This is a genomic window from Nocardia sp. NPDC004123 (assembly GCF_053603795.1).
Map to the genome: position 1 here is coordinate 1 of NZ_JBSGGG010000064.1, position 3,903 is coordinate 3,903.

Consider the following 3,903-nt stretch of genomic DNA (forward strand, 5'->3'; position numbering starts at 1 on the left):
CGGTAGCGCCGACACTCGTCTTGATGTCCCAGGAATCGTTGTCATTACGCATAATCATCACCTTTCTCCGGCCGAAGCCGGGCTGATCTTCCGGTGGGGAGGAAATTCAATGAGGTTGTGCCGGTGGAAGATTCACTCATCGGCCCGAGGAGTGCTCGGTGTTCACCGTCCGGTGATCACCGCGCGGCGGTTCATCGCAACTCCGCCGGTCGTGTGAAGACCATCGCGGACTGGAAACCGCCGAACCCACTGCCGACCGACAGAGCCGTATCGATGGTGGCGGTGCGCGCGGTGTTCGGGACGTAGTCCAGATCGCATTCGGGGTCTCGGTTACTCCAGTTGGCGGTCGGCGGGATCACCCCGGTGTCGATCGCCAACGCGCAGGCCGCCATCTCGATCGCGCCGATCGCGCCGAGCGAGTGTCCGATCATCGACTTGATCGAGCTGATCGGAACCTCGTACGCGGCGGCACCCAGCGCCTTCTTGAAGGCCGCCGTTTCATGGCGGTCGTTCTGCTTCGTGCCCGAGCCGTGAGCACTGATGTACCCGAGCGCGTCGGGGTTGAGCTGCGCTTGGTTCATCGCATCCGTGATGGCCATGCTCATCTCCAGCCCGTCCGGGCGCAGTCCGGTCATGTGGAAGCCGTTGCAGCGCGAGGCATACCCGCCGATCTCGCAGTAGATGTGGGCGCCCCGAGCCAGGGCGTGGTCGAGCTTCTCCAACATCAGCACCGCCGCACCCTCCCCCAGCACGAAACCGGCGCGCGTCAGATCGAAAGGCCGCGAGGCGTGGGCGGGATCGTCATTGTCATAGGTGGTCGCCCGGATCGCGTCGAACGCCGCGACGGAGATCGGCGAGATCGGCGCGTCCGATGCGCCCGCGAGGACGAAGTCGGCGTCACCGTCTTCGATCATGTGCAGTGCGTGACCGATCGAGTCGATCCCGGACGTGCAGCCCGTCGAGACAACCGTTGCCGGACCGTGCAATTCGAAATGGGCCGACACCTCGGCGGCCATGCTGCTGGGGACGAGGGCCTGATACAGGTAGGGCTGCACGGAGCCCTCGTCGACCAGCCAATCCCGGCCACTGTCGCTCGCGATCACGTAGTCGTTCTCCAGGGTGATGGTCGCGCCGACCGCTGAGCCGAGCGACACCCCGAACATGTCGCGCGCGGCGTCGGACAGCTCCAGACCGCTGTCCTCGAACGCCTCACGGGCGGCGACGAGAGCGAACTGGGTCATCCGATCGAAGCGGCGCACCTGCCTCGGCGACAACCCGGCCGCCTGCGGATCGAAATCGCATTCCGCCGCCACCTGGGAGCGGAACCCGGCCGGGTCGAAGGAACTGATCCGGCGAGTCGCTGTGCGCCCGGACGACAGGCAGTCCCAGAACGATGTGCGCCCGATCCCGCCCGGAGCGACGACGCCGACCCCCGTGACGGCGACCCGGGTCATCGTGCTCTCTCCGCGGTGCCGGGGGCAGCCGCCGATAGTTCCGTGTCCACGTGACCGAGTTCGGGTCGCGGGGCGAGCGGTCCGAGGTGAAAGACGATGTTTGCGGTCTCGGTCCCGGTATTGCGCACCCGGTGCCGGACACTGATCGGCACGAACAGTCCCTGCCCCGTTGCCAGCGACCACTGCTCATCGTCGAGGTCGACGGTGAGGTCTCCCTGCACGCAATACAGGAACTCCTCCGAATACGGGTGATAGTGCTCGGCGATGCGCTCCCCCGGCTCCAACGTGGCGACGCCGGTGAAACCAGACGTGCTGCCAACGGTTTTCGGGCTCAGCACAGTCCTGATTTCACCGCCCCGGCGACGGTCTGCGGGCAGGTCTGCGATATCGATGCGGCCCGGCCGGATGCTCGGCGTGGTGATCGTCTCGGCCGCGGCGTTGTGGCGCTTTTCGACCTTTTCTTTGATGAGCTGCATCTGGATCACACTGTTGGTGTTGATGCGGTCGGTCATGCCGGCGTCGTCGATCGGCGCGCCCGGACGCATGTGAAAGTCCTGGACCCAGGTCATGCGGGTGCCTGATCCGGACTCGGCATAGTGCCAGTGGATCTGCATGTACTCGAACGGCCCGGTCTCCACCCGATGTGCGTCCACGGTCCGGTTGACCGGATCAACGGTCCGCTCGCTGACCCAGCTCCACACCTGCCCCGCCTCGTCCGGGTGCATCGTGAGCCGGAACCGGACGGTATCGCCGTCCTCCGCGAGAACATCGACGGCAGCGTATTCGGAGAACAGATCCGGCCAGACCCGCACGTCGTTGGTCGAATCCCACACCAGCGCGAGGGGCGCGTCGATGACGATCGAATTTTCTGTGTGTCCCGACATCACGCGGCCTCCCCGATGAATGCGAGCTCGACGTACCGGACCACGTCACCACCGGTCATCCCGAGCAGCTGGGCAGGCAACCTGACATCGAAGTCACGTTCCACGACACTCTGAATCTCGAAGACCGCCAACGAATCCACACCGATCTCCTCCAGAGTCAGCGCGTCCGCCCTCTCCAACTCGTCCGGCCCGATGTCGACCCCGACATGCTCGTCCAAGATCGCGCGCAACGTTTCGATGGTGAACGTGTCAAACATTTACTTCTCTTCCTTCCCTCGTGTGGTGAGACCGGAACCCAGCGACGGACCGGTCTGTGGTGTCCAGCTGTAGAACATGCGAGCCCGCGCATCCTCCGGAGACAGCCAATTCGCGAGATAGGGCGAAACGAACTCGCGCAACCGGGCACTGACCCGGGCGAACTCCGGATGCCGCGCAGCCCTGCCAATCGCGGCGCCACCGGGCTCCTCGGTCTCCACCAAGTGCACATACAGATCATCCAAAGCCCACAGCTCACGCCGGGTCACACCCGCAATCGCCGGCAGATCCGTCGACGAATCGGACTCAGCGAATATCTCGCCAACGTTGAAAATAGCGTCCGGACGTACATGAGCAACGATCAGCGAACGATGTGGAATCACCATCGGCCTTCTCCTACTTGAGCTTTGGTGGGGAACATGGAACCCGATATCTGTCTTTTCGGGGTACAACAAACCTACGAGTTCAGACCGGTCGGTATCTATCACCGTGCGGTTGTCCATCCGCCCGCCTGGGGTGAAGACAATCAACACCTAGGTGGCACCCGACGGTGAGTCGACAGTTGACGACTTTCGCGGTGCCGTTGCGCGCCACATCGCGCCGATCTCACCAATTTCGTTGCGCCGCTGACGATTCGACCATTTTCGAGGCCACCCCGACGAAGAACAGGGACCTCAGCCCAGCTGAGGTCCCTGGCGGTAGTGGCGCGAAAGCCCGGCGGCTTTGCAGGAAATGCGATTTTGAATGGGAGACGAACGTATTCCCTCGGCGATGCCCGAACTCGCGGACCAGCTCAGTGCCAGAGCACGGCCACGCACACGTTGGCGATCGCCAACGCGCCGGCCGCATGCGCCGACCATGAAATCACCTTGTCGCGCTTGGCATAGTGTCCGAGCTCGGCCAGCCCCGCCACCGAGACGCCGATCGCCAGCTTGACCACGATCTTGGACATGAGCAGATGCTTGTCCAGCGAATGAATGAAGTGGGCCATGAGGACCATCACCAGGCCCGTGACGACAAGCGCCCGTGCACCCCACAACATCCACTCGGAAACCTTCGGCCGCGCGAGGGCATAACCGCCGATGACCGCCGCCATACAGAGCAGATGGACGACGACCACCAGGTTGTAGACGAATGTCATGGATCCACAGGCTAGACGCCCGGTGGTTCATTAGGGGTTTGCCATGCGGTCGGGTCGTTGAGGTAGAGGCCGCACATCGCCACGTGGGTTATTTCCGTACCGTGGCGAGACTCATCAGGGACGGGTCGAAATGCCCCACCGGCCCCTTCCCCGCGGGCACGGCACGCCC

6 protein-coding genes are annotated in these 3,903 nt (G+C 63.8%); 1 reads left to right on the plus strand and 5 read right to left on the minus strand.

Annotation, left to right across the window (positions count from 1 at the left end; all coding sequences use genetic code 11):
• Positions 1-191: 191 nt before the first annotated feature.
• From ACWEQQ_RS44860 to ACWEQQ_RS44875, 4 genes are read right to left on the minus strand one after another with little or no spacing between them, the layout of a single operon-like run.
• Positions 192-1,454 (minus strand): beta-ketoacyl-[acyl-carrier-protein] synthase family protein, encoded by a 1,263-nt coding sequence (locus ACWEQQ_RS44860; protein WP_452352545.1) that lies wholly within the window; start codon positions 1,452-1,454, stop codon positions 192-194.
• On the minus strand, positions 1,451-2,338 hold the full coding sequence (locus ACWEQQ_RS44865) for a cupin domain-containing protein (protein WP_452352546.1): 888 nt from the start codon (positions 2,336-2,338) through the stop codon (positions 1,451-1,453). Before ACWEQQ_RS44865 ends, ACWEQQ_RS44860 begins: the two co-directional genes overlap by 4 nt.
• Positions 2,338-2,595, minus strand: coding sequence for an acyl carrier protein (locus ACWEQQ_RS44870; protein ID WP_379431825.1), 258 nt, complete (start codon positions 2,593-2,595; stop codon positions 2,338-2,340). Before ACWEQQ_RS44870 ends, ACWEQQ_RS44865 begins: the two co-directional genes overlap by 1 nt.
• Positions 2,596-2,979, minus strand: a complete 384-nt coding sequence (locus ACWEQQ_RS44875; protein ID WP_452346568.1) for a TcmI family type II polyketide cyclase — start codon at positions 2,977-2,979, stop codon at positions 2,596-2,598.
• A gap of 191 nt (positions 2,980-3,170) precedes the next feature.
• Here ACWEQQ_RS44875 and ACWEQQ_RS44880 point away from each other — a divergent pair, with 191 nt between their 5' ends.
• On the plus strand, positions 3,171-3,455 hold the full coding sequence (locus ACWEQQ_RS44880) for a zinc-ribbon domain-containing protein (protein WP_452352547.1): 285 nt from the start codon (positions 3,171-3,173) through the stop codon (positions 3,453-3,455).
• On the opposite strand, the gene ACWEQQ_RS44885 is transcribed toward ACWEQQ_RS44880, so the two are convergent.
• A complete protein-coding gene (locus tag ACWEQQ_RS44885; protein ID WP_452346569.1) occupies positions 3,387-3,734 on the minus strand; it encodes a hypothetical protein in 348 nt (115 codons plus the stop codon). The genes ACWEQQ_RS44880 and ACWEQQ_RS44885 overlap by 69 nt on opposite strands.
• Positions 3,735-3,903 lie beyond the last annotated feature (169 nt).